Annotated in this window: 23 protein-coding genes, 1 other RNA gene and 1 pseudogene; 21 read left to right on the plus strand and 4 right to left on the minus strand. The window is 52.0% G+C overall.

The features are described 5' to 3' along the window. Positions 1-213: 213 nt before the first annotated feature. A pseudogene (locus tag EDM56_RS31920) lies at positions 214-966 on the plus strand (DUF2087 domain-containing protein); the annotation flags it as partial. Positions 967-1391: 425 nt separating this feature from the next. Beyond that, positions 1392-2636: an MFS transporter gene (locus EDM56_RS19470; protein ID WP_246009450.1), complete on the plus strand. Its 1245-nt coding sequence runs from the start codon at positions 1392-1394 to the stop codon at positions 2634-2636. 107 nt (positions 2637-2743) lie between these two features. Here the strand turns inward: EDM56_RS19470 and yfkAB are convergent, their stop codons facing one another. After that, positions 2744-3859 carry a radical SAM/CxCxxxxC motif protein YfkAB gene (gene yfkAB, locus EDM56_RS19475; RefSeq protein WP_122919578.1) on the minus strand — a complete coding sequence of 372 codons (1116 nt, stop codon included), beginning with the start codon at positions 3857-3859 and terminating at the stop codon, positions 2744-2746. Positions 3860-3933: 74 nt separating this feature from the next. Here yfkAB and EDM56_RS19480 point away from each other — a divergent pair, with 74 nt between their 5' ends. Then, positions 3934-4605, plus strand: coding sequence for a DUF1385 domain-containing protein (locus EDM56_RS19480; protein WP_122919579.1), 672 nt, complete (start codon positions 3934-3936; stop codon positions 4603-4605). 37 nt (positions 4606-4642) lie between these two features. Here the strand turns inward: EDM56_RS19480 and EDM56_RS19485 are convergent, their stop codons facing one another. Together EDM56_RS19485 and EDM56_RS19490 are read right to left on the minus strand one after the other, a co-directional pair. Continuing rightward, positions 4643-5188, minus strand: coding sequence for a gamma carbonic anhydrase (locus EDM56_RS19485; protein ID WP_122919580.1), 546 nt, complete (start codon positions 5186-5188; stop codon positions 4643-4645). A gap of 47 nt (positions 5189-5235) precedes the next feature. Next, positions 5236-5541, minus strand: a complete 306-nt coding sequence (locus EDM56_RS19490) for an iron-sulfur cluster biosynthesis family protein (RefSeq protein WP_122919581.1) — start codon at positions 5539-5541, stop codon at positions 5236-5238. A 181-nt stretch (positions 5542-5722) separates the two neighbouring features. Here EDM56_RS19490 and rnpB point away from each other — a divergent pair. The 8 genes from rnpB (at position 5723) to EDM56_RS19530 (ending at position 12531) form a co-directional block, all read left to right on the plus strand. After that, positions 5723-6109, plus strand: an RNA gene (gene rnpB / locus EDM56_RS19495) — RNase P RNA component class B. A gap of 159 nt (positions 6110-6268) precedes the next feature. Further along, the gene (locus EDM56_RS19500; RefSeq protein WP_122919582.1) at positions 6269-6352 is read left to right on the plus strand and encodes a YjcZ family sporulation protein; all 84 of its coding nucleotides are present in this window, start codon (positions 6269-6271) and stop codon (positions 6350-6352) included. Between the two features lie 178 nt (positions 6353-6530). Continuing rightward, a complete protein-coding gene (locus EDM56_RS19505) occupies positions 6531-7127 on the plus strand; it encodes a TetR/AcrR family transcriptional regulator (RefSeq protein ID WP_183192526.1) in 597 nt (198 codons plus the stop codon). Positions 7128-7383: 256 nt separating this feature from the next. Continuing rightward, entirely contained in the window at positions 7384-8754 is a 1371-nt protein-coding gene (locus tag EDM56_RS19510; RefSeq protein WP_122919584.1) for an APC family permease, read from the plus strand. Between the two features lie 17 nt (positions 8755-8771). Continuing rightward, positions 8772-10388: an amidohydrolase gene (locus EDM56_RS19515; protein WP_122919585.1), complete on the plus strand. Its 1617-nt coding sequence runs from the start codon at positions 8772-8774 to the stop codon at positions 10386-10388. A gap of 75 nt (positions 10389-10463) precedes the next feature. Next, positions 10464-10733 carry a hypothetical protein gene (locus EDM56_RS19520; protein ID WP_122919586.1) on the plus strand — a complete coding sequence of 90 codons (270 nt, stop codon included), beginning with the start codon at positions 10464-10466 and terminating at the stop codon, positions 10731-10733. Between the two features lie 32 nt (positions 10734-10765). Next, positions 10766-12019 carry a DUF2157 domain-containing protein gene (locus EDM56_RS19525; RefSeq protein WP_122919587.1) on the plus strand — a complete coding sequence of 418 codons (1254 nt, stop codon included), beginning with the start codon at positions 10766-10768 and terminating at the stop codon, positions 12017-12019. Beyond that, positions 12016-12531 carry a GDYXXLXY domain-containing protein gene (locus EDM56_RS19530; RefSeq protein ID WP_122919588.1) on the plus strand — a complete coding sequence of 172 codons (516 nt, stop codon included), beginning with the start codon at positions 12016-12018 and terminating at the stop codon, positions 12529-12531. The genes EDM56_RS19525 and EDM56_RS19530 overlap by 4 nt, the downstream gene beginning before the upstream one ends. 43 nt (positions 12532-12574) lie before the next feature. Here EDM56_RS19530 and asnB read toward each other — a convergent pair whose 3' ends face one another. Beyond that, positions 12575-14422: an asparagine synthase (glutamine-hydrolyzing) gene (gene asnB / locus EDM56_RS19535; RefSeq protein ID WP_122919589.1), complete on the minus strand. Its 1848-nt coding sequence runs from the start codon at positions 14420-14422 to the stop codon at positions 12575-12577. Between the two features lie 218 nt (positions 14423-14640). Here asnB and EDM56_RS19540 point away from each other — a divergent pair, with 218 nt between their 5' ends. From EDM56_RS19540 to EDM56_RS19590, 10 genes are all read left to right on the plus strand, one after another. Beyond that, the gene (locus EDM56_RS19540) at positions 14641-15483 is read left to right on the plus strand and encodes an ABC transporter ATP-binding protein (protein ID WP_122919590.1); all 843 of its coding nucleotides are present in this window, start codon (positions 14641-14643) and stop codon (positions 15481-15483) included. Further along, entirely contained in the window at positions 15416-16198 is a 783-nt protein-coding gene (locus EDM56_RS19545; protein ID WP_122919591.1) for an ABC transporter permease, read from the plus strand. Before EDM56_RS19540 ends, EDM56_RS19545 begins: the two co-directional genes overlap by 68 nt. 25 nt (positions 16199-16223) lie before the next feature. Continuing rightward, complete coding sequence (locus EDM56_RS19550; protein WP_122919592.1) at positions 16224-17234, plus strand: aliphatic sulfonate ABC transporter substrate-binding protein; 1011 nt, start codon at positions 16224-16226, stop codon at positions 17232-17234. 256 nt (positions 17235-17490) lie between these two features. Beyond that, positions 17491-19233 (plus strand): LytS/YhcK type 5TM receptor domain-containing protein, encoded by a 1743-nt coding sequence (locus EDM56_RS19555; protein WP_122919593.1) that lies wholly within the window; start codon positions 17491-17493, stop codon positions 19231-19233. A gap of 14 nt (positions 19234-19247) precedes the next feature. Next, on the plus strand, positions 19248-20000 hold the full coding sequence (locus EDM56_RS19560) for a LytR/AlgR family response regulator transcription factor (RefSeq protein ID WP_122919594.1): 753 nt from the start codon (positions 19248-19250) through the stop codon (positions 19998-20000). 142 nt (positions 20001-20142) lie between these two features. Further along, positions 20143-20505, plus strand: a complete 363-nt coding sequence (locus tag EDM56_RS19565) for a DUF485 domain-containing protein (RefSeq protein WP_122919595.1) — start codon at positions 20143-20145, stop codon at positions 20503-20505. After that, entirely contained in the window at positions 20502-22043 is a 1542-nt protein-coding gene (locus tag EDM56_RS19570) for a solute symporter family protein (RefSeq protein WP_122919596.1), read from the plus strand. The genes EDM56_RS19565 and EDM56_RS19570 overlap by 4 nt, the downstream gene beginning before the upstream one ends. A 110-nt stretch (positions 22044-22153) precedes the next feature. Beyond that, positions 22154-23695 carry a solute symporter family protein gene (locus EDM56_RS19575; RefSeq protein ID WP_221175995.1) on the plus strand — a complete coding sequence of 514 codons (1542 nt, stop codon included), beginning with the start codon at positions 22154-22156 and terminating at the stop codon, positions 23693-23695. A gap of 314 nt (positions 23696-24009) precedes the next feature. Continuing rightward, positions 24010-24711 (plus strand): hypothetical protein, encoded by a 702-nt coding sequence (locus EDM56_RS31215; RefSeq protein ID WP_148040399.1) that lies wholly within the window; start codon positions 24010-24012, stop codon positions 24709-24711. Between the two features lie 79 nt (positions 24712-24790). Further along, positions 24791-25780 carry a CotS family spore coat protein gene (locus EDM56_RS19590; RefSeq protein ID WP_183192527.1) on the plus strand — a complete coding sequence of 330 codons (990 nt, stop codon included), beginning with the start codon at positions 24791-24793 and terminating at the stop codon, positions 25778-25780. Positions 25781-25856: the final 76 nt, after the last annotated feature.

Below are 25856 nucleotides of genomic sequence, written 5' to 3' on the forward strand. Positions count from 1 at the left end.
GCGGCTCCGCCAAAAAGCATGGCATAGCCAGGTTTTCTAATGCAACTGCGACGCTTACGCTCCTGCGGTTGCCGCTTATTGGGACAGGCCATATCCAAAATGGTTTACGGGCAAGAAACTCCGGTCGGTACTTTTTCCTCGTCTATTGCAAAATGATAAACGATAATGTAATATGTCTATAAAATAAACAAACGAAAGTTGAGTGGGTCTATTATGGATAATCTGCCCGATCTATTCTGGAGCGCATCGCTCGAAGAGATGAAGCGCGGCTACCGTTTTGACGGTGAGTCAGAGTCATTCATCTGTCTCATTTGCGGGTCCGATTTTGAACAGGGTGTCATATATCCTCATGAAGGCAAGCTGTATGAAGCGGAAAAGTACGTGCGTCTGCATGTGGAACAGGAGCATGAGTCCATGTTCGCCCATTTGCTCGAACTAGACAAAAAAGTCACAGGTTTGACCGACCTGCAAAAGCAGCTGCTCCGCCACTTTTACGCAGGGACGAGCGACAACGATATTGTCAAGGAAACAGGCGGGAGCACATCGACGATCCGCAATCACCGATTTTCATTGCGGGAAAAAGCCAAGCAGGCGAAGGTTTTTCTGGCACTGATGGACTTGCTGGAGCAGCGGCCAGTCAAGCAGACCAAGCTCATTAGCAACCACCGGAATGCGACGATGCTCGATGAACGGTATGCGATTACCGAGGAGGAGAGCGAAGCGATCCTACGCACGTATTTTCCTGACGGATTGGACGGAATGATGACGGAATTTCCGAAAAAGGAGAAGCGCAAAGTTGTCATCATGCGACATGTGATCAAACGCTTCAATCCGAAACAGACTTACACCGAAAATGAAGTCAATGAAATTTTGGGCACCGCATATTCGGATCATGTGACACTACGACGCTATTTAGTCGATTACGGATTCATGAATCGCAAAGCCGACGGCAGCAGCTACTGGGTAAATCAAAACGAGTATGAGGAAAAGGAGTCGGACAAAATGGAACGACAAACACGTAAAGACGCAATACGAGCGTACAAAGAAGAGTTAAAGCCGATGGGAATTTATCAAATCTACAATAAGCGTGACGGCAAAGCAATGATCGCCGGAAGCATGAACTTGCCCGCGATTTTCAATCGGCAGCGTTTTACGCTCAAGCTCGGCAGCCATACCGATAAAGCGCTGCAGCGGGACTGGAATGATGCGGGGGAGGAACAATTCTCCTTCGATATTTTACAGCAGCTCGAACCAAAGGAAAACGAAACCGCTACACCGGATGTATTGAAGCAGTATCAAGAAAAGCTAACTGAGCTAGAACGCATCTGGCGCCTTGAGTTGCAAAATACGGAAGAATCGGGTTACCGCGAAACGAAAGCGAGGAAACAAACGTGACGCCGACAACGGATAAACAAAAACAACCCTCCTTGTTTCGCAATTCGATCTTCCGCACGATCATGCTATCGCAAATCTTGCTTCAGCTGGGTATCTGGGTGCGCAATTTCGCCATTCTCTTGTATGTGATGGAGAAAACGAACAATAATGCATATGCAGTAGGCTTGATTTCCGTTGCGCAATTTGCGCCGATCTTCCTGTTTTCGTTGGTGGGAGGGACGTTTGCGGATCGCTGGAAACCGAAGCGGACGATGGTTTGGTGCGATCTGTTAAGCGCGATTTCCGTCGGAATGGTGTTGGTGGCGATTACGCTGGGGAGCTGGAAGGCGATCTTTTTCGCGACCTTGATCTCTGCGATGCTCTCCCAGTTTTCTCAGCCCGCTGCGCTGAAATTGTTCAAGCGGTACGTTGCAGAAGCGCAGCTGCCAACGGGGATGGCAATGTTTCAAACGACGATGGCGATGTTCATGGTCATTGGGCCGATTTTCGGAGGGTTTATCTATCAACGATACGGGATTGAGCCAGCGATCGGCACGATGGGTATTTGCTTCCTGCTGTCCGCTGTCGTTCTCGCAGGTTTGCCGAAGGATGAAGTGGGCGTAGGAAAGCAAACCACTACTGTGCGGCAAGAGCTTGTCGCAGGCTTGCGCTATGTTTGGTCAAAGCCGGTGTTGCGCTTGCTTGGAGCCATAATGGTCATCGCAGGGGTCGTGTCAGGTGTCCTCCAGCCGCTCGGCGTGTTCCTTGTGGTTGAGCGTTTGGGATTGCCCAAAGAGTATTTGCAATGGCTCTTGACGACGCAAGGGATTGCGATGCTGATCGGTGGCGGGGTGATGATGGGGCTGGCGAAAAAAATTGCACCGCCGAAAATGATGGCGATGGGCATACTCGCTTCAAGCGTCTCGGCGCTTGGCATGGGGATGTCCACCAGCCTGTGGCTAACGCTCGCCATGCAATTTTTAAACGGCTTGTTTTTCCCGTGCATCCACATCGGCATTAATACGATGATTTTGTCCAACAGCGAGCAATCGTTTGTCGGGCGCGTGAATGGCGTTTTGACGCCGCTGTTCATGGGGATGATGGTGATCATGATGAGTCTAGCAGGATGGTTGAAGGATATGGTGGGTATTGTCGCCATTTACGAAACGGCAGGTAGCTTTTTCCTGCTCGCGATCATTGTCCTGGCCCCGCTGCTCAAAGGAAAAGCCATGGTCGCAAACAGTGACGCAAGAAAAGCGTGAGTTGTAAAATAAATCGAAATCGACAGGATAGAAATGAAAACAAAAACATCCCGGTTCGCCTTTGGGCGCGAGTCGGGATGTTTTGCGTTGTTGAGTGAATTGCGACGCTAGATCAATGCACGTCGCTCCAGAAAATTGGTTTCAGGATAATAGGCGTTCGCCACCAAAAGGTTCGGTCCGGCGCATTTGGCGGCAGGGCAATGGCAGCTGATCGTTTTGTTTATCGGGTGTGCCTGCCAGCGAGCAAACATGTCAGACAGGCTGTCGTTGCGAACGTTGCCGAGCGGCTCCACGTCGCCGAAGTCGGTCACGATGCATTCGCCATTGAAGACGTTGATATTCAAGCGATTGCGGCCGTCAGGATCGTTGCGCACGGTCACGTTTTTCGCTTCGCGCAGGCGCAAGATCAGCTCGCGGTCTACCTCGCTTGGGCTGCAAGCGAAAAACGGCAGCGTGCCGAACAGCATCCACATGTTCTCATCGCGGACATCGAGCAGGCGATGGATCGCCGCGCGCACCTGTTCGAGCGAAAGCACCTCCATATCGCGGGCAAAATCGCTCGGATACATCGGATGCACTTCGTGGCGCTGGCAGCCCATTTCGCGGATTTGCCGGTGCAGCACATCGAGCTTGTCGTGCGTGCGGATGTTGATCATTGACTCAGCTGAAACGAAGACGCCGGCATCCGAAAGCTTGCGGGCATTGTCCATCATCGTCTGGAAGAGCATGCCAGCCTGTTTAATTGAAACTTTTTGCTTCGCCTTTGCGTAAACTATGTTATGGAATTCTTCCTCATTTGACCAGTTCCACGAGATGTGCATAACATCCAGATAGGGAAGCAGCAGCTCGTAGCGGGAAAACGGAAGAGAGACGTTCGAATTGATCTGGGTCCGCAAGCCGCGCTCGGTGGCATATTGCAGGAGCGGCAGAATCGTCTTTTTGACGGTTTGCTCGCTGTACATCGGTTCGCCGCCTGTTATACTGATGGTAAGCAGATCTTTCGCTTCATCAAGACGCTTCAAGATCAGCTCCATCGGCAAAATTTCGTCATCGCGCAGCATCAGCGTATCGCCGACTGCGCAATGCTCGCAACGCAGGTTGCACATATTCGTGACGGTGAATTCAACACTGGTCAGTTTATAAGTAGGGGGCGTCGCGTTGAATAGCGGTTCCCACGGATCGTGTTCCGGCGTAAGGGGCGTTGTTGGTACAAGACGTATCAAGATTGTAAACCTCCTAAGTTCTCCATACATTCTTCCTATTATACTCACATTTGGACAGGAGGAGAAGCGTTGAAATGTTAATGGGAATATCCTTCAATCGTGGTGTATTCTTTCATGACCGCACGTATCTGGCTTGCGCGGAGATGAAGCATGGCGTGATCCATGTGTGGTCGGAAAAAATTACGCTGCGGACAATCGGCAAAATGTGGGTGCGCATCGCGTTTACCCTTCCATGGTATTATCAGCTGTTTCATCTCATGCTGTTGTGCGCGATCTTGTTCGGTGTGGCGGAAACGTGGTTCGATCCGCTGTGGATTTTGGTATATGCTGCAGGATTCCATTTCATCTTTCCGCGCCAGTTGAAAAAGTATCATGGTGCCGAACATAAAGTATTTAGCTACAATGGGCCGAAACATCCGGAAGCATGGGAAGCGGTCAAACGGGCCAACATCGTCAATTCTGGCTGTTCGACCAATTCCGTCACCTACTTTTTCCTGTGCTTTCTGGCGAGTCTGCCATTTACAGGCGCTTTGGAATGGAGCGTGCTCATCGGATTTGCCGGCATGGCAGCCGCGATGGTGTTTGACCGATACCTGCGGCGCATCTTCAAGCCGGTATATTGGCTATCCGGGGTGCTGCAAAAATATGTGACCTGCAAGGAACCGGACCGTGCCCATTTGGAAACGGCGATTCGGTCCTATCAGATGCTGATGCATATGCGCGAAAAAAACAACCTCTACCAGTGACGTACTGGCTGAGGTTGTTTTTGCATCCATGACCGGATTATTTCATTTGGGACTCTTGCAGGCGCGCTTCCGTTTCAAGGCGTTTGTAGACTTGCCCTTTTTCCGCATACGACTGACGAATGCGAACCAACTCCTTGAAATCGGCTTCCGTCAAATCGCGCTTTACTTTGGCAGGCGAGCCGATGACGAGCGAGCGTGGCGGCACTTTCATGCCAGGCGGAACCAAGGCGCCTGCGCCGACCATTGCTTCTTCGCCGATCTCGGCGCCATCCAAAACGATCGCACCCATGCCGATCAATGCGCCTCTGCGAACGATGCAGCTGTGCAGGACGGCATTGTGCCCCACGGTTACCTCATCTTCGAGAATCAGCGGTTTGTCCGGGCTTTGGTGCAAGGTGCTGTTATCCTGAACACTGACACGGCGTCCGATAATCGTCGGCGCGATGTCGCCGCGGATCACCGTGTTGTACCAAATATTCGATTCCTCGCCGATGGTGACATCGCCTGAGACAAGCACGCCGTTTGCGAGAAAAACGGAGGGGTGAATCGAGGGGAGTTTGCCGTCAAATGGTAAAACTAACATGGAAATCCTCCTTGCAATAGATAGGCTGGCATAGCATCGAAAGGTTGTTACGGGAGCGAACAGCCGCCTTGCAGCTGTGTGGGATGAAAGATTTGCAGGCGCCCGTTTTCACGATTTCGATCGATGATCAGCCCATCTAAAAAGGACTCTTCACTCTCAGTCGTCAACAAGCGGATGCCATCGATCCACGTGACCCGATCCGTCACGCCCGGTTCTGTCATGGCGATGGAAAACGAATAGCTGCTGCAGCCTGTAGTCGTGACGAGCACTTTGATGCCAAGCGCATCAGAGTCGGGCTCGGAGGCGAGTATGTCGCGCAGCAGGGCGGAAGCGGCCGGGGTTATGGTAATCATGTGTATCCTCCCAAAAATCGTAACAAAAATAACTCCTCTCTATTTTACTACAGGAGCGATAGACTGACCATGCCAGGATGTCGCCTTCCTTCCATCATCCGGTAGTTGACCTCTCTCGCCTGGTGTGATAAAGTATTCTTTGCTGATCGAATCAGCACTGACAAAAAAGAATATACGCAAGGAATGCGGGTAGTCGCTGTCGCAGCCGTTTTTGACGGCGGGCGATAGAGGAAAGTCCAGGCTCGCCCAGGCTGAGATGTCTGGAGTGTTCGTACCTGGTGCAAACCAGGGCAGTGAGGCATTGCGCTTTGCTGACGGCGCGAAAAGGGTTCTCTAGTAGACCCGAGTACGCTGAAAGTGCCACAGAAACGTAGCTTTTCTGGCGACAGAAAAGATGGAACGCGGTAAACCCTGCGAGCGAGAAACCCAAATTTGGTAGGGGAACCGTCCTGAAGGAATCAAACGGAAGGGACGGATGGCAATTTTGCCATAGATAGATGGCTACCGCTCTTTGTGCGAGGGGATGCCCCGATTGCAGCACGGGAGAGACAGAACCTGGCTTATAGCATTTCTTGCGTTTCTTACTTCAAAGTCAACCATCCGAGCGAACGGATGGTTTTTTACTGCGTTAACGGCCTCATTTCCCCAAAAACGGGCGAATGCCCTAACACGGAATCGTGTCCATCCCATAAGATAGATAAGAATTGTATGGGAGGAGGGAATTGAAATGGGTCTCTTTAACAACGATGAGTTTGCATTGGTTTTGGTTCTCTTTGTGTTGCTTGTCATCGTAGGTGCCGCTGTCGTCTAATTCTTCAGGAGCGATACCTCGTATCAGGAGAAAGCGGCGGACCCTATTACATCGTGTAAGGGGAACGCCGCTTTTTCTTGCTTTTCACACTCTATTCATTTGTTTCCAGATTATTAGACAGGCTCTGCGAAATCGGCTATAATCTCACTACAATGACGTGGCAGGTATGGGTGATCATATGACGAAGGATAAAATCAAGCACGAGGCGATGTGCTTATTTGCACAAAATGGCTACAATGGGACAGCCCTCGCAGAAATCGCGAAACAGGTGGGCATCAAGACACCTTCTATTTTTGCACACTTTAAAGGGAAAGAAGATTTGTTTCTCTCGGTTTTTGCCGATCTATCCTGGCAGGAAGTAAGCCATGTGGAGCAAATCATTGAAAATATCGAGGAAGCGACGGTAGAAGAAAAGCTGTCGCTGATTTTCCATGAAACATGCCGGTTTTATTTGCAAAATGAAGTGCGTGCGGAGTTCCTCAAGCGTACCATGTTATTTCCGCCAGACTTTTTGCAAGATAAAATCCGTGAACGGTTCATCACATCGGAAGAGAGCCTCTCGCAAATTTTGCGTGAGATTTTTGTCGCGGGCATTGAAGCGGGAGTCGTGCGCAAAGAAAAAACCGAGTCTCTCATCGCAGCGTATTATTGCACGATTGACGGCGTGTTTTTGCAAATGTCGTACTACGGCAAAGACGCCATGACGCAGCGTTTAGAAGCGGCGTGGAAAAATTTCTGGCTTGGCATCACGAACAAGCAAGCGCAAATTGATTGACAATTTTCGCGCTCTCGCTTTATACTCTACCTAACGAATATTAGTTAGTTGAGAGGTGAAGCCATGCAACAACAATTGTTTCTCCTAGCAGTGTTGCTCTCCATGATTTTGACAGGCTGATGCTCGAAAACGCAACGCAACCATACGATTCAGATGCGATGGGTTGGTGACTGAACCAACCTGCAAGCGTTTTCGCACAGCGACTTCCATCCATCCACGAACAGTTCACGAAAGCACGTTATTGGGGGGCGTATGTATGAAAGAAGGAGAACAAACACAATCATTGAACCGGACGCTGTCGCTGCGGCATGTTGTCTTGTTTGGGTTAGCATTTATGGCACCGGTGACCGTTTTTGCTACATATGGGGTTGCCGGAGAAATTGCGCAAGGGATGATGCCGACCGCGTATGCCATGGCGATGGTCGTCATGCTGTTCACCGCCATCAGCTATGGGATGCTGGTGAAAGCTTTTCCGATCGCAGGTTCCGCGTACACCTTCACACAGCGATCGATCAGCCCGCACCTCGGCTTTTTGGTAGGCTGGACCATTTTGCTTGACTATGTTTTTTCTCCGATGATCAGTTCCCTGCTTGTCGGCATTTTCGTCTCCAACTATTTTCCTGGTGTTCCGATGGCTGTCTGGATTATATCGTTCATCGTCATCGTGACAACGGTTAACATTTTGGGGATTCGCTTGGCTGCGAATGTAAACGCTATCCTAGTGGTCGCTCAGTTGCTCTTGTGTGTGCTCTTTGTCGTTTTTGCGATCCAAGGACTACTTGCTGGTAAAGGCTCCGGCACGCTTGTCTCGCTCACGCCGTTTTACGATCCCAACGTGCAGATGGGGGGATTGATGGCGGTCATTCCGATTCTGTGCTTTACGTTCTTGGGCTTTGATGCTGTCACGACACTTGCTGAAGAAACGAAAAACCCGGTGAAAACATTGCCAACCGCCATTATTTTGATCACGTTGATCGGTGGTCTCCTTTATGTGGCTGACACGTATTTTGCGCAGCTTGTGCATCCTTCGTTTACGTTTCAAGACCCTGAATCCGCTGTGTTCGAAATCTTCGGAGTATTGAAAAATGCCTTTCTCGATGCGCTTTTCCTCGTAGTCTCCATGACGGCTGCTTTTGCATCAGCGATGGCTTCCGGAGCGAGCGCTTCCCGCATCCTGTACGCAATGGGACGGGAAAATGTGCTGCCGCGCAAATTTTTCGGCTATTTGTCGCCAAGGTTCCAGACACCGGTGCTCAATTTGCTGCTGATCGGCTTGATCGCAATGTCGGCGCTGTTCTTCGATCTGATGACAGCGACCGCATTCATCAACTATGGCGCTTTGTTCGCTTTCGTTTTTGTCAATCTGTCTGTGATTTCCCATTTCTTTATCCGCAAGAAGCAGCGCTCCGGCGTCAATGTGTTTCGCTATTTGCTTGTTCCGGCGATCGGCGCCATCATTACCGGCATTTTCTGGGCGAAGCTGGATATGCATTCGCTGATCTTGGGAACGGCCTGGCTCGTCATCGGGATCGGCTATCTGGCCTACATCACCAAGATGTTCCGCCTGCCACCGCCGAACATCCACCTGGATGATCCGGAGCAAAACACCACCTCAGATATTTTTTAATATAGGAGATGAACGTTATGAATACAAAACCATACGCAGATTTGATTTTATCGGGAAATGCGGTGTTTACAGGCTTGTCGGACAAGCCGGAGCCGTCCGCCATCGCGATCGTCGGCAACAAGATCGCAGCGATCGGAAGCAAAGAGGAGATCGCCTCCTATAAAGGGCCGCAAACAAAGGAATATGATGCAGGCGATCAGCTGATTATGCCGGGGATGCATGACTTCCACCTGCATATCATGTTCGGTAGCATCGCGATGGAGGGTGTGCAGCTGTTTCAGGCGCGCTCCCAGCAAGAAGCGATCGAGATGGTGCGCCAGCATGCGCAAAACGTCCCGGCCGACGAATGGGTGCTCGGCTTTGTGTGGGATGCTGCGTATTGGGACAATCAGGAGCTGCCGACACGCCAGTCGCTGGACGAGGTATTCCCGGATCGCCCGGTGCTTTTGTTCCATGCGGAAGGGCACTATGCATGGGTGAACAGCAAAGCGCTGGAGCTGGCTGGAGTGACTCGTGAATCGGAAAATCCGCCGTTTGGCATCATTGCGCGGGATGAAGCAGGCGATGCGACCGGTATCTTGTATGAAAGTGCGATCGGTCTTGTCGCAAACAAGGCATTTGATTTGCCGCGCGAGAAGAAAATGGCGTTGTTCCAAAATTTTTTGAAGGAAGCGAGAACGTGCGGCATTACGTCCGTGTCCGATCTATACGGCACCGACATCAGCAAAAAGCTGGATGATTTCACGTTGTTCCGCGAGGCTGAAGAAAAAGGCGAGCTAACCTCACGCGTTCATCTGTTCCCTGCACTGGACGGGGATTTGGAACGTGCCCGAAGCCAACGGGACATGTACAAATCGGACAAGCTGCGCGTATCGGGTTTAAAGCAGTTCATCGACGGCGTCATTACGGGACGGACCGCCTGGCTAATCGGCTCTTATGCGGATATGGAGGGGCATGAAGGGGAGTCTGCATTCCCGGTGGAGACCATTTTGAAATGGGTGGAGGAAGCGGATAAAGAGGGCTTCAACGTGCGTTTCCACTCCATAGGGGAAGCGGCGATTCGCCTCGCTTTGGATGCGTTCGAGCAGGCGGCCAAAGTAAATGGCCCGCGCGACCGCCGTCACGCAGTAGAGCACGTCGAGGTTATTCATCCGGATGATATCGCCCGTTTTGGTCAATTGGGCGTCATCGCGTCTCAGCAGCCTGACCATATGGCGATGTCGGAGCGAGGTGTCTATACGGACCGGATCGGCGCCGAGCGTGAGCCGTACGTGTTCGTCACCCGTTCCCTCCAGCAGGCTGGGGCACCGCTTGCCTTCAGCAGCGATTTCCCGATCGACGTACTGAACCCGATGATCCAGATTTACCGTGCCGTCACGCGCATCGACAGCAGCGGGAAGAACGTGTGGCATCCAGAGCAGCGTGTCAGCCTCGCAGACGCCCTGCGCGCATACACATGGGGAGGCGCATACGGCACGGAGCGCGAGCACGAGCTCGGTACGCTCGAAGCCGGCAAACTGGCCGACATCGCCATATTGGACCGCAACCTGTTTGACGTACCTGTAGAACAAATTCCAGAAACGAAGGCCGTGCTTACCGTGATGGATGGTAAAATCGTGTTTTCTGCGGAATAATAAGGAATAGCAAGCGAAAAGAATCCTCGGAAAAACGAGGATTCTTTTTTATTACACACAGCAGCCGCGAGATTTTTGCAAGAAAGCGGAGCGAAAGCTTTTACAATGCCCGCCAGGCTTGCGCAAAAAAATGAAAACGCCTTTGCGTCACATATCATCGTGAAGATGCTTCCGCCGCGCAGCGTGTGGCTTTTGGACGCAGTTTTCATTTTTTTGCGCAAGCCGTTCACCCCGAGCCCCAGCAGGCATTGTAATGCCTTTCGCGGAGCTTTCTTGCAAAAATCCCTCGCTACACCACCACAAACCCATTTTCCGAAACAAACCACCGCAAAATACGTCTATTAAAGTAAGAAACCACTTTTTAGGAGGTGAAGGAGATGGACAAAAGGACTCTGATTCAGCAAGAATCGGCGGCTTGGGTAAAAGACGGCGTGATTACCTCCGAGCAGCAGGAGCGAATCATGGAGCGGTATCCGGTGGTAAACCGAGTGAGTGCCCTGCCGATCCTAGCCGCCGTCCTGTTTGGTCTTGGCGTGCTGGCATTTATCGCCTCGAATTGGTCGGGGATTGCGCCCGTTGCCAAGCTGGTAATCATTTTTGCATCGATGGCACTCGCGTATGTAGGGGCAGACCGACTGCGAGCACGCGGCTACGCACGGTTGGGGACGGCTGTTACACTTATCGGGATCGTGATATTCGGCGCGGGATTTTTTCTAATCGGGCAAATGTACCATCTGTCAGCCAATCCGATCAATGCCTTTTATTTATGGTTTGTCGGGGCATTGGCGCTTGTCTGGCATTATAAGGAGCGTGCTCTGTTTGTGGCGCTTCAGCTGATTTTGACCGTTTCAGCCTTTTATGGCGAAATGGACGGCATGCGTGAAGGTGTTTCTGTGGCCGTGTATTATGCACTATTTGCACTGGGAGTCCTGCCGTTATTGCTTCGTTTTCGCGGCACAGGAACGGTAACCTTCTCGTTTGCCAGCTTTCTTTTGTTCGCCCTGATCGATGTGAGCGCATGGGAGCATGTGCTCACATACCCGCTGCTTTTGCTGGCGTTCTATGTCATCGCACAGCTCATAACCGGCAAAGCAGAGCCGTTTGGGCAGGTGATGCGGGTGCTCAGCTATGTGGCGATTTTTGTCTACACCATCTTCCAAATCTTCATCGATGATTTGCTGACACATCCAACCGGCCCGTATCTGGCACCTTGTCTGATTCTGGCAGCCTTGATCGCGGCATCAGCTGTCGTCGCGGTCATGCGTGGGAAAAAAGCCGATCTGGGAGACTTGATTCCGTATGCCGCATTCTTGCTCGTGTTTGCACCGACTGCGCTTTCAAGTGCGGGTGTACTTATGGCAGATTGGAGCGTGCCGCTGATCATTTCCCTGTTTGCCTTCTCCAGCGTGATGATCATGACAGGAGAAAAGCGACGGGAAGTGTACCGGATCAATCTGGGAGCGATATTTTTTGGTATTTCGTGTTTTGTGGCGTACATCAATTTCGCCTGGGACTTTATGGACAAATCCGTTTTCCTTCTGCTAGGCGGCGCGCTGCTGCTTGCGATCAGCTTTCTGCTTGAACGAAAGCGCCGCCATTGGGTAGACGAAGCGAGGAGGGATGGCCAATGAACAAGCGGCTCCTCTTGATTATCGCACTTCAGATTGCGCTCTTGCTCGCAATCGTCGGTAAATACCAGTATGTTGCGCTCACCGGGCAGAGCGTACTGCTCAAAACAGCACCAGTCGATCCGGTAGACCCGTTCTATGGCGATTATGTCGTGCTCAATTATGAAATCGCGCGAATCGATGGCACGTCTGTGCCTCATGATGTGACACAGGAGGATCAGGATCACCAAGTCTATGTCATCTTGCAGCAAAAAACGAACCCGTGGCACGAAGCGGTCGGCGTCTACCGAAGCTTGCCCAAGCTTGCGCAAGGACAGATCGCACTGAAAGGAACACTACGGTACGTGGACAGCGAGGGTACACGAGAGATAAGTATCGGGTACGGAATCGAACGGTATTATGTGCCGGAAAATACCGGACATGAGATCGAGGACCGGCGCGATCAGCTTACCATGGTGGAAGTGAAGGTCAGTGGAAGCGGTGACGCGGTGATCGCGCGGCTCGTGTACAAGTAAAAATACAGAAGCCGTCAGATTGTCTGACGGCTTTTTGCTATCACTACAGCTTCACGGACACACGGTATTCTCTTAGCCAAAAATCAACAGACGCCAAATATGCGAATAGCTGTGGCGTGCTCATCAGCTGGCCGAACCAAGGAATGCCCGATGCTTTGGCATCGAGATCGGCGATCCGGCTGACATGTTCGCGGTCAATCAGCGCAAGGAGCGGGGACGTTGGATCGTGCAGCACCTCTTTCAGCCAGCTGCGCGTCGCTTCGGTATAAGCGGGGTGGTGCGTTTTCGGATACGGGCTTTTTTTGCGGTATAGCACCTCATCCGGCAAAATGCCCTCCATCGCCTTGCGCAAGATGCCTTTTTCCCGCCCTTCATGGAATTTCATGGACCACGGAACATTCCAGACGTACTCGACGATCCGATGGTCGCAAAAAGGCACGCGCGCTTCTAGGCTGGCGGCCATGCTCATCCGGTCTTTACGGTCGAGCAGCGTGTTCATGAACCAGTTCAAATTCAAGTAAAACATTTCGCGTCGTTTCGCCTCCGCAGTGTCCTCGCCTGCGAGTCGTGGCATTTCGTCCAGCGTTTCCCGATAGCGCCGGGCGACGTACTCCTCCGGCTTGATCGCCTCTCGCAGTTCAGCAGAGAGCCAGTTGGCGCGCTCGGCCGTCATCGACGCCCACGGGAATGTGCCAGAGTTCAGCAGCTCTTCACGGTAAAACCACGGGTATCCGCCAAAAATCTCATCCGCACATTCACCGGACAGCACCACGGTTTTTTCCTTTTTGATTTCGCGGCAAAACAGATAGAGAGAAGCATCCACATCGGTCATGCCAGGCAGGTCGCGGGCGATGACAGCGTCTTTGAGCGCAGCGATCAGTTCAGGCGTATCGAACTGGATCGTGTGGTGCTCCGTCTTGGCGAATTCCGAAATCAGCTGGGCATAAGGTGCATCCGAATTGGGCTGGAACGTGTTCGCCTCAAAATGCCGATCATTGTCCTTATAGTCAATGGAATACGTGTGCAAGGTGCCCCGGCCTTGTTTTTCAAACACCTTGGACGCAACCACCGTGATAATGCTGGAATCGAGACCGCCGGAGAGCAGTGTAGCGACAGGCACATCCGCCACCAGCTGACGGTCGATCGAGTCGAGCAGAAGTGTCCGGATCGTCTCCACCGTTGTGGCGAAATCATCCGTATGCAGCTTGCTCTCAAGTGTCCAGTACCGCTCTTGTTTGACGCCATCGCGCGTAACCGTCAGCGAATGGCCAGGCCGCACCTCACGGATATTGCGGAAGACGCCGTGACCGGGGGTGCGTGCAGGGGAGATCGCAAATATTTCGGCAAGCCCCTCTGCGTCGATCTCCGGTTTGATGTCAGGATGCGCAAGCAACGCTTTTAGCTCGGAGCCGAAATAAAACGATCGTTCCCCCTCGGAATAAAACAAAGGCTTGACGCCCATCCGGTCCCGCGCAAGAAACAGCGTTTGCGCGGTCTCGTCCCAGATGGCGAAGGCAAAGATGCCATTCAGCCGCGAAAGGCAGTCACTGCCCCATTCCAAATAGGCGGTGAGCAAGACTTCCGTGTCCGAATGAGCCTGAAATTCATAGCCGCGCGCTTTTAAATCCCGACGTACATCCTCGGTATTATACAGCTCACCATTGTACACCATGGTGAAAGCATGATCGCCCTTGTACCGCGTCATCGGCTGACCGCCGCCAGCCGGATCGACGACGACAAGTCTGCGGTGACCCAAAGCGATAGGGCCCTTCACATGAAACCCTTCCGTATCTGGACCGCGCAGCGCCAGGCACGACGTCATGTTGGCGACGACATGGCGCTGTAATTCAAGATTTTGGTCCCAATCAATCCATCCCGTAATTCCGCACATGTTTCATTCATCCTTCCAAATCCTGCTGTTGGTTCAGTTGTTTCAAATGCATTCAGCTAGGCACAGGGTATGCAAAAGCGGAGTAGCTGTTGTATGTCCCGATTGAATTACTGAAAAAAGCATTGACAGAATCGAGTGAATTGCCAATAATAAAATTCATATAATTCCGAGTGTATAACTAGGTAAAAGAAAGTGGAACGCTGAACGGGGGAACAGGGATGCAGGTCGTACTTCAAGGTGTCAACAAGCTTTTTACCAAATCCAATAATCAGACGCTTCAAGTGCTGCGCGATGTTGATCTGGAGATTGGCGCAGGGGAATTTATTTCACTTTTGGGACCATCAGGCTGTGGAAAATCTACCTTGCTCAACATGGTTGCCGGACTGGAGTTTCCCTCCAATGGAAAAGTGCTAGTAAATGGAAAGCAGGTCAAAGGGCCGGGACGCGACCGCATCGTCGTCTTCCAGGAATCAGGTCTCTTTCCGTGGATGAGCGTGCTGGAAAATGTGATGTATGGGCTTTTGCTCCGCAAGCTCAGTAAAAAAGAGGCGGAAGAAAAGGCGATGGAAGGCCTTCGCATGGTGCATCTGGGCCGTTTCGCCAAATCGTATCCGCATGAATTGTCCGGTGGAATGAAACAGCGGGTGGCCATTGCCAGGGCGCTGGTTCTCGACCCAGAGATATTGCTCATGGACGAGCCATTTGCCGCGCTTGATGAACAGACGCGCATGGTGCTGCATACCGAACTGCAAGAAATATGGCAACGAACAGGGAAGACGATTATTTTCATCACCCATAACATCCGGGAAGCTGTCATGCTTTCGCAGCGGATCGTGCTGCTCGGTACGCGGCCAGGCTGCATAAAAAAAGTGTATCAAGTGCAGGCGTCCTTCCCGCGTGATCCGGGCGATGCGCTGCTTGCCCATCTGGAACAGAAAATATTGCACAGCCTGGAAGAAGAGATGGCAAAAGTGCTGAAGGAGGAAATGGGAGATGAGTACAATTTTAAGAAGGGTCATATTCATCGGGATCCTTTATACAATCTGGGAAGTGATATCTAAATCCGGCATGTTTCCATCGTTTTTATGGCCGCCGATTCTGATCTCGTCGCACGGGGAAGCAACGGTGCTGGGGACCTTGTGGCACGGGCTATTGAGCGGACAAATTTTGGAGGCGACCTTCATCACACTGCGCCGGCTTGTGGTCGGGTTTGCCATCGCGATCACGTTGGGTCTTTTGATGGGCTATGCGATCGCCCGGTACAAATGGGTCGACGATACGCTCGGTTTTTTGATTACGGCACTGCAATCGGTGCCGAGCATCGTATGGCTGCCGCTCGCGATCGTATGGTTCAAGCTGGGCGAGGGTGCGATTTTGTTCATCGTGACGATCGGGGCGACGTGGACGATGACGGTCAATGCGAGCACAGGCTTCAAAAACGTTTCACCGCTTTATTTGAAGGTAGCCAAGACGATGGGATCGAGCGGGCTTCACCTGCTGCGTACAGTCGTGCTGCCAGCGTCGATCCCCCACCTGATCTCCGGCTTGCGCATCGCTTGGGCATTCGCCTGGCGCGCGCTCATGGCTGGCGAGCTGCTCGGTACGGGAGGCGGCTTGGGACAGCTGTTGGAAATGGGTCGGGCGCTCCAGTCGATGGATCTGGTGCTGTCAATTATGATTATCATCGGGGTGGTCGGCACGCTGATGGACAACCAAGTATTCATGCGAATGGAAAAAACCATTTCGCGCAAATGGGGCGTCAGCACGCGGCTGTAGCTGCATGGGAGCGGAGGAGAGAGACATGAAAAAAATACATGGAGTTCGCGCTTGGCTAGCGGGGCTCTTAACCGTACTGACACTCACGGGCTGTGCGAACTACTCACAGGAGCCGAAGCCGACAGACACCGTACGGTTCGGATATTTTCCCAATGTGACGCATATGGCAGCGATTGTCGGATTGGACAAAGGTTATTTTCAGGAGGAGCTTGGCCCGGGTATTAAGCTTGCGCCGAAAACATTTCCAAACGGCGGGCTTTTCATGGAGGCGATCTCCACCGGACAGATCGATTTCGGCTATACTGGACCTGGTCCCGCGCTAATCAACTACTTGAAAAATCCGACGCATCACATTTTAGCGGGAGCGGTTGACGGCGGTGCGGTGTTGGTCGTTCGGCCCGACTCCGGCATTACAAGCGTCAAGGATCTGGATGGTAAGCGCGTCGCGATCCCGGGAATCGGCAACACGCAGGATCTCGCGCTGCGCAAGGTGCTGAAGGAAGCGGGGCTGGGGATCAAAGGGTTCGGCGGAACGGTTGAAGTGCTGGCACAGTCGCCTGCTGACATGGCAACCCTGTTTTTACAGCAAAACGTCGATGCTGCTGCCGTGCCCGAGCCGTGGGGCGTGAATTTGCAAAAAAAGGCGGGAGCCAAAATTTTGCTGGACTGGGACCGGTTCGGCTGGGGCAAGGAGACGACCAATACCGTCGTCCTGGCGACCAAGTCGTTTACGGATGGAAATCCCGAGCTGACGAAAAAGCTGCTCCGCGCGCATGTTCGGGCTGTCCAGTTCATCAAGGAGCATCCGGATGAAGCGGTCGCGATTTTGGTCAAGCAGCTGAAAGCATTGACCGGAAAAGACATGAACGTCGAAGAGATCAAAGCAGCGGTGGCGCGAAGTAACGCGACGTACGACGTTCATGAAAACGTCCTTCGGGAGATGGCCAAAATCAGCGAAGAGGCGGGCTACTCCACCAAAGCGGATATCAGCGGCTTTATCGACCTCTCCTACTTGAAGCAGGTTACGGGAAAATAAATACACGAAGAAACGATAGGAACGGGTTGAAGCTGCAACCTGTTCTTTTTTTGTATACTTAAGCAAAAGCATGGCGTAGCAAGGTTTTCTAATCTTGCGCAGCGCGACTTTACCGTTTGCAGGAATCATGCTGGTTATGTCGTATTTAGAAAAATTAGTTATTTGCAGCAAGCTCCTTGGGTCTCCCGCGGGAGGCTCTTTCTATTGCCGCAAAACGCACCTGTTCGTAAGGCGTGCACGAAAGGGGAGATGACAGGTGGAGACATTGACGCTGGTGCTGCTGGAGCGGATGGGGTTGCTCTTGGCTGTCACCTTCACATTGATTCAGATTCGACAAATTCGGCAGCTGCTCGACCGTCAGTTCAGCATGCTCACCTCGCTTACCTTTTCGTTCATGTTTGGACTGTTTGGCATCGCAGGAACATACGCGGGCGTCGTGGTGACTGAAGACACGTTTTCTCCTTCCTTTTGGATGGTTAGACTCATGGAGCAAGAAGCGATCGCCAATTCCAGCCTCGTCGGTGTCGTCATCGGTGGCTTGCTCGGCGGCCCATTGGTCGGACTTGGCGCAGGAATTGTGACGGGAATCCATCTCTATTCGCTGGGCGGATTCGCCGCTTTGCCGATGGGGCTCTCGGCTCCGCTCACCGGACTTTTGACCGGCTGGGTCGCGCGTTTCTTTTCGGATGAACGGGTCATTTCACCAGCTAAAGCGTTGTTCATCGGGATGTTTGCACCGATTTTGCAGATGGGGCTCATCTTGATTTTTGCCAGCCCCTCGGACACGGCGATCCGGCTGGTCAATACGATCGGGATTCCGATGGTGATCACCAACAGCGTGTTCATCGCGATTTTCACAACAATGATCCGGCTGGCTTTGAAGGAGGAGGAGAGGTCGGCCGCTTTTGAGGCCGAGCGTGCACTCAAAATTGCCGAACTGATCCTGCCTCATCTAAAGCGAGGGTTGACCAAGCAGACAGCGGAACTGACAGCCCAAATCCTGAAGCAGGAAATGCAGGTGACGGCTGTGACCATTACGGACACGCAAACTATTTTGGCCCACAGCGGCGTGGGGTCCGGTCATCATGAGCCGGGTGAGCGGGTACAGACACAGCTTTCGCTTCTCGCACTGGCGACGGGCAAGGTGCAGGTCGCGCACTCCCGCGAGCAGATTCAATGCCCGCATGCTGATTGTCCGCTCCGCGCAGGAATCATCATTCCGTTCAGCGAGGCGGGACAGGTGGTCGGGCTGATTAAGCTGTATTACCAGCGCTCCCAACAAATTCGTAAAATCGAGGAAGTGGTGGCCCAAGGGCTTAGCAATCTGATCTCCAATCAGCTGAACCTCTCCTTTGCAGAAAAAATGACCAGCCTGATGAAGGATGCGGAGCTGCGGCTGCTGCAGGCGCAAATCAATCCACACTTCTTGTTCAATACGCTCAATTCGATTGTCACCTTGATCCGCATCGATCCGACATTGGCTCGCCACATGACGATTCAGCTTTCCGTGTTCATGCGGCTCAATCTGAAAATGACGACGATGCAGCTGGTTCCGATTCATCAAGAGCTTGACCATTTGCAGGCGTTTCTGGAAATCGTGAAAATCCGCTTCGCCGATCAGTTCAGCGTCGTCTATGAGACGCAGGAGGGAATCGAAGAGGCGATGATTCCTCCGCTCACGCTCCAGCCATTGATCGAAAACAGCATTCAGCACGGGCTCAAGGCAAAGCCAATCGGCGGCTTGATTCTCATTTCGCTTCGCCGCGTTGGGGAAGAGGTCCATATCGCGATCGAAGATAACGGAGAGGGGCTGTCCGAGAAGCAAATCGAGCAGCTGGGCGCGGTCAATCTGCCAAGTGCGGAAGGGAACGGCATCGGGGTCTACAACGTGAATCAGCGCCTGATCAGCCTGTTTGATACGGGAAGCCGGCTGCATTATGCCAATCGGGAGGAGGGCGGCACGAGGGTGTTCTTTTCCATACCGATCCACCACCATTAAGGAGATGAATAAGGATGCGCATTCGCGTCATGATTGCAGAGGATGAACGGCTGGCCAGAGAGGAGCTTGCCTATCTCTTGGCACAGGAAGAGGAAATTGAGCTGCTGCCAAACGCGACGAACGGGCGTGAGCTGGTGGAATTGGTGGCTGCGCATGAGCCAGACGTCGTTTTTCTCGATATCAAAATGCCGGAAATGGAAGGCATACAGGCGGCACGAATGCTAGCGGCGCGAAAGCGGCAGCCGCTCCTCGTATTTTGCACCGCCTATGAAAATTATGCACTGGAGGCATTTGGCGTCAATGCCGTCGATTATTTGCTCAAACCGATCGAGCCGCACCGACTGCAGCAAACATTGACTCGCGTGCGCGGCAGGCTGCAGTCTGCGCAGCCCCCACAAGCGCCACAAGGTACTTTGCCGCAGTCAACGCGGGTCGCCAAGCTGTTGCTCGATGACGGGGAGCGCTTCAACGTGATCGACCCAGAAGCGATTCTCTATGCGATGCGTGATGACCGCGTCATCCAAATCTATACGGCCACACAGTGCTACACGTCAAAGATGACGCTGCAGCAGCTGGAGGACAAAATGAAAGCGCACCCTTTTTTCCGCATTCACCGCAGTTACTTGGTCAACATTTTGTATGTTGCAGAAATTGCCCCTTGGTTTAACGGGGCCTATAATCTCACGCTAAAGGACGCCAAACGCACCCAGCTGCCCGTCTCGCGCTCCTATGCGAAAGAGCTGCTCAAGCTGTTGGAAGGCAGCTGAAGCAAAACACTCCCTTTTTTTTGCGATTCACGCAAACAATCGCGCATCATACACGCGAAACCAGCCGGACTTTAGAAAAAAACATATAATCAGATTAAAGCGCTTACAAAATGTAATTTTCTGAAAAAAGGAGCTGGTGTGTATGGCCCAATCGACAGCCGGGAAACAGTCACAGCAGAAGGGGAGCAGTGAACAAAAAGATCGGTACACTGCGATCGTGCAGTCACAAGAGTTCAAACGTTTGCTTGCCGCGAAAAAAGCTTTTATCATTCCTCTTACGCTCTTTTTCTTTATTTTTTACTTCGCATTACCCCTCATGACCGCCTATTCAAAAGTGCTGAACACCCCGTTTTACGGATCGATCACATGGGCATGGGTGTTTGCCTTCGCGCAATTCATCATGACCTGGGCGCTTTGCATGATTTACACCCGCAAGGCAGGGAAGTTCGACCAGATGGTGAATGAAATCAAGCAGAAATGGGCAAAAGGTGGTGACTCGAAATGAATGTGACCGCATTTCTTCTCTTTTTGGCAATCGTGCTCGTAACACTGGTGATCACTTATTTCGCGTCCAAGCGTTCCAAGACGGCAAGCGAGTTTTATACAGCGGGTGGCGGCTTGACCGGCTGGCAAAACGGGCTGGCAATCGCCGGTGACTATATGTCCGCCGCATCGTTTTTGGGTATCGCCGGAACGATTGCGCTCGTCGGCTTCGACGGCTTCTTCTACAGCATCGGGTTCCTTGTCGCCTATCTGGTCGTGCTTTACCTGGTGGCGGAGCCGCTGCGTAACCTTGGCAAATATACGATGGCTGACATGATCGCCGCGCGTTTTGACGATAAAAAGGTTCGCGGCGTCGCGGCGCTCAATACGGTAACCATTTCGATCTTTTACATGATTGCGCAGCTGGTCGGCGCGGGCGCTTTGATCAAGCTGCTGCTGGGCCTCGATTACACGACGTCCGTACTGATCGTCGGCGTGCTGATGACCGTTTACGTCGTGTTCGGCGGGATGACGGCGACGAGCTGGGTTCAGATCGTCAAAGCGGTTCTGCTAATGGCAGGGACCTTCATCATCTCGCTTATCGTGTTTGCCAAATTCGGCTTTAGCATCGATGCGATGTTCGCACATATGAAGACGGCGACACCGCTCGGCGACGTGTTCCTCAATCCCGGCAACAAGTACAAGGATGGCATCGACATGATCTCTCTTAACATGGCACTTGTGCTCGGAACGGCAGGTCTTCCGCACATTTTGATTCGCTTTTTCACGGTAAAGGACGCACAAACGGCAAGAAAATCGGTTGTATATGCAACCTGGATCATCGGTATCTTTTATGTCATGACGCTGTTCCTTGGCTTTGGCGCAGCTGCTTTCGTCGGCATTGACGCAATCAAAGCAGCCGACAAGGCGGGGAATATGGCCGCACCGCTTTTGGCAAAAGTGTTGGGAGGCGACTTCCTGTTCGCGTTCGTTTCTGCCATCGCATTTGCCACCATTCTTGCCGTAGTGGCAGGTTTGGTACTGACCGCCGCATCTGCATTCTCTCACGATTTTTACAGCCATATCGTACGCAAGGGAAAGGCGACGGAGGGCGAGCAGGTTAAGGTCGCGAAATGGGCATCAATCGGCGTTTCCATCATCTCCATCATCCTTGCGCTGTTTGCACAAAAAATGAACGTTGCATTCCTTGTCTCGCTTGCGTTTGCCGTGGCAGCGAGCGCCAATCTCCCGGTCATCATCTTCACGATCTTCTGGAAGCGTTTCAATACGACGGGCGCGGTGACGGGAATGCTGGTCGGGCTGTTCAGCGCCTTGCTGCTGGTGATTCTGGGCCCGAATGTTTGGGCAGTGAAAGAAGGAGCCGCGATCTTGGTCGGAGAACCGCTCTTCCCGCTCGCCAACCCTGGCATTGTCTCCATCCCGTTAGGCTTTTTGGCCGCCTTTCTGGGGACGTTGTTCTCCTCTAAAGCGCCAGCGGATGAGAAAAAATTCGACGAAATTTTGGTTCAAGCAAACACTGGGATCAAAGGAACCGTGTAACACATAGAGGCAAAGCCGGATAACCCGCAGGTTTTCCGGCTTTTTTTCATTCCCATCGTTCTTGCACGCCGTGTATAATAATGGAAAAGCTACAAGAAAAGGAACATGCGATGGATATTACGACCGTTTTCTTTTTTTTGGCCATTATTGTCGGAACATTGGCAATTACGTATTCGGCGGCGAAGCGAACCTCGACCCCACATGATTTTTATGCGGCGGGCAACCGGCTGACCGGCATGCAGAACGGGTTAGCCATCGCCGGCGATTACATGAGCGCGGCTTCCTTTTTAGGAATCACTGGTGCGATCGGTATTTACGGATTCGACGGCTTTTTTTATTCGCTTGGGTTCCTTGTATCTTATCTGGTTATTCTTTTCATGGTGGCAGAGCCGCTGCACAATTTGGGAAAGTATACGTTGGCTGATTCGATCATCCAGCGTTTCGACAGCAAGCGATTGCGCGGTGTCATCGCGATGACCAACATTTTAATCACGATCTTTTACATGATCGCCCAGCTTGTCGGGGCAGGGGCACTGATCCATCTGCTGCTGGATGTCGATTATCGATCAGCTGTCTTTATCGTTGGAAGCTTGATGACGACCTTCGTGCTGTTCGGCGGGATGATTGCCGCTTCCTGGGTGCAGATTATCAAGGCGATCTTGCTTTTGTCCGGAACACTAATCGTTTGCCTGATCGTGCTGTCGCGATTCGATTGGAGCCTCGTGGCCATGTTTGACCATGTGACCAATGCGACGCCATACGGGATTAACATTTTGTACCCCGGCAACCAATTCGAAAATCCATTTGATACCATCTCGCTTCATCTCGCGCTGATTTTGGGCACCGCGGGACTGCCTCACATTTTGGTCCGTTTTTTTACCGTACGTGATGCAATTGAAACGCGGCGCTCGGTGATGAATGCTACCTGGATGATTGGCGCTTTCTATTTAATGACGTTTGTGCTTGGATTCGGCGCGATTTCGTTTGTCGGGTGGGACGCGATCCGCGCAGCGGAGTTTGGCGGCAATTTGACGGTCCCGATGTTGGCTCGCGCGCTTGGCGGCGAATTTTTGATGGCGTACGTCTCTGCTGTCGCCTTCGCAACCATCTTGGCTGTGGTGACCGGGCTTGTCATGTCTGCCTCATCCGCGTTTGCGCACGATTTTTACAGCCATATCGTCCGCGGCGGAAGCTCTTCGGAGAGCGAGCAGTTTTTGGCCGCCAAATGCTCAGCTGTCGCTGTCGGAGCCATATCCATCTTGATAGCTATCGGCGGTCAAAAGATGAACGTGGCGATTTTGGTCGCCCTCACGTTTGCCGTGGCAGCGTCGGCCAATCTTCCGCTGATTTTGTTCACGCTATACTGGCGGCGTTTTACGGCAGGGGGAGCGATCTGCGGCGTGATATGCGGCCTGCTTTCTTCACTGTTTCTCGTGATTGTCAGTCCGAATGTGATGGATCCGGTGCATGGGCTGATCCGGACGGAACCGTGGTTTCCGCTAACCAATCCCGGCATTGTGAGCATTCCGCTCGGTTTTCTCGGTGCGGTGATCGGCACGTACTGCTCACCCCGACAATGTGATGAAAAACGTTTCGATGGGGTGCTGCTTCAGGCTCATACGGGGATTCGCTGGCAGGATCCTGATCAATAATGGTAACCGGCTATCAGTTAGCAGCTAACTACCTTAATTACCCCGTTCCTGCTTGAGTGCTGCAAGTCATATAGGCAATGCTAGAATTGACCCAAGAGAGCGAGACGATCTCCATGATTCACGACGCGTGTACGGTCATGAAAATGGAAGAGTAGGTAAAGGAGACGTTCAACATTTTGCTGTTGAACGTTTTTTTCTAATGAAATCTCCCATTTCCTCAAAAATGGGACAGATTCATCAAGATAGATGCTGTGGCAATAATAGAAAACAAGCAATATCTTGATGATGAGAAAGCAAGTTAGGAGGTGATTTACATGTCGTCTTCTCATCACCAACACTCGAATTCCACTAGCGATCATCATCGTCATCACTCGAATTCCACTAGCGATCATCATCATAAGCATAAGCACCATCACAAAAATCAGAATTGCTTTGCCTTTGATGCTAGACGGAATACGTTTGGCAGTGAAAACATCACATTGGTAGGAACAACGACAGTCACCAACCGCACGGAGCTGGCAAGGGTTTTCGTACCTTGCAATGGTACAGTGAAAATTGACGGTGTCGTTGGCTGGCAGGCAACTGCCGATGCGAGCGGCAACCGGGTACCTGTGTTGTTCGAGATTTTCCGAAACGTGGTAGATAGCAACAACCTGATCTTCAGCACGCTGGATTCTGCTGCCATCATCGACAACACAGATGTGGGTGCACGGTTTGTTACAACTGCATTCACTACGGTAGATGCACGCTTTCCTTTTGCAGGCGGCAGTGCCATGAGTGGAATCGGCAACATTCCTGGATTTCCATTCCAGCCAGGCGCCACGTATATCTTGACGGCACGTGCAGTAGAGCCAGGCGATCGGGCTGTCATTACCGGACCAGTCGTGCTTGAGGCGGAAGTCGAGCGTCGTCGCAATGAAAGCTCTAGTTCTGACCATCGCCGCCGCCGTCGTCGTCGTTGCAAACCTTGCAAATGCGTATGCAAGCGTAAGTGCCGCAAGCGCCGCAAATGCTAATTTGATGGAAAAGAATGGCCCAATGACCTCTTCCACACAGTTGGGAGAGGTCTTTTATCTTCATAGCGGAGTGAGCAGCATGGAAGAAGAGATACTACCTACGGTTGCGAAAAACTACCGATTCAATATTCGCCAGGCAGAATTGCTTCACTATACACCGAGAACGCTCGTATTGCGAATTCAGACCGATGACGGACCATTTGTCGTCAAATCCATCTTTGCGGATCGCGACCGAATGTCCTTCATTTTGGCAGTCGAACATTATTTACGGGGAAAAGGAGTAGCCATTCCACAGACCATCCCGATGGAAAACGGTGAATTTATTTTTTTCTGCAACGGCACCCCTTACACCGTGCAAGAGTACGTAGAGGGAAAACCGTTGCACATCACCTCCAAAAGCGCTTGCACGGAACGAGGCCGGTTACTTGGACACTTTCATGCGTGTTCACTTGGGTTTAACGCAGGGGATGTCAAGCCGTGCCAGGGGATTGCGGAATGGGAGCAAATTTATCAGGAGGAACTTCAAACCATGATTGGCTGGCGCGAACAATATCGGTCCTCAAAAGAAAAAGAGCATCAACTCGTCATGCGATCAATCGATTTCTTTATTCGGGCCGGAAAACAACTTTTGCGCATACTCACCCAAAATCAGTATTTTTCAGAGGTGCGAGCGGAGCCACTGGAACGCCAGTTTTTGTGTCACGGAGACTTCCATACAGGGAATGTGCTATGGAATGAGAAGATGCAGCGATTCACCATCATCGATTGGGAGTTTACCCGCTTTGACTATCCTTCTGTCGATTTGGGGAGGCTGCTCTCTATCATTATGCGCCACAACAACCGTTGGAATGAAGCCAGCTTTTCTGCTCTCTTGTCCGGCTATCTCGAACAAAACCCGCTTAGCGAAAAGCAAATGGAGCTGCTCTATCTTGATCTTGCCTTTCCGCATCAATTTGAAAGATTTTTGCGTAAGAACTGGTTTGAAGAGTTTACAGTAGGCGAGATCCGGCAATTTTTGCAGCGGGAAGAGGAAAAGACTCGCTTTCTATTGCGGGCATTGGAGCGGTAAGGGAAGAGGTTTTGCCTTCTCTCGATTTGCTTCTACCAAAATATGTGATTATCCTCCTGCAAGTGCCGTCACAGCT

This window comes from Brevibacillus fluminis, from assembly GCF_003710825.1.
Taxonomy (GTDB): Bacteria; Bacillota; Bacilli; order Brevibacillales; family Brevibacillaceae; genus Brevibacillus_D; species Brevibacillus_D fluminis.